This is a genomic window from Vibrio sp. 1401, from assembly GCF_033340295.1.
The window spans coordinates 1-564 of sequence record NZ_JAWOWF010000663.1 but is presented as its reverse complement, the minus strand read 5'-3'; the positions used below and the strand labels follow the sequence as shown (position 1 = coordinate 564).

At 49.6% G+C, this 564-nt stretch carries 1 protein-coding gene; it reads right to left on the bottom strand.

Features of this window, described 5'->3' with window-relative positions:
- Positions 1 to 445: methylated-DNA--[protein]-cysteine S-methyltransferase (locus R7Z77_RS27445; protein WP_318137317.1), on the bottom strand; the 445-nt coding region annotated here is incomplete at its 3' end.
- Positions 446 to 564 lie beyond the last annotated feature (119 nt).

Genomic DNA, 564 nt, shown 5'->3' with positions numbered 1-564 from the left:
GTTTGCGTTCTACCCCACCAGCATACCCAGTCAGTTTGCCACTTTTACCAATAACGCGATGACAAGGCACCACAATGGAAATAGGGTTCTTGCCATTTGCTAATCCAACCGCACGCACGGCTTTCGGGTTGCCAATCGCGTTGGCAAGATCTTGATAGCTCCACGTCTCGCCGTATGGAATGGTCGTTAACGCATGCCACACTTGATTTTGAAAATCGGTACCTGTCGCTGCCAAAGGCAAATCAAATTCGTTGCGCAGACCCGAAAAGTATTCGTCCAACTGGGTGACGGCTTGGCGCAAAATCGGATGCTGATCATCTCTTCGCCCCAATTCACTTGGCTTGGTCGTACAAGTCTCAAACCAAATGCCAAGTAAGCCCTCAGCGTTAGATTGGATAGTGACCGCCCCTAGTGGGCTCGGCATCTCGGTATAAACTGTGTTCATGATTGATTCCATAAGTGAAACGTCGCGTAGCTTCCCCAAGGGGCCGCGGTGTGCGTATTGAGTGATGGGTAGCGCTGCATCGCTTTTTTCACCACTAAGTCTTTATCTAAAAAGCAATC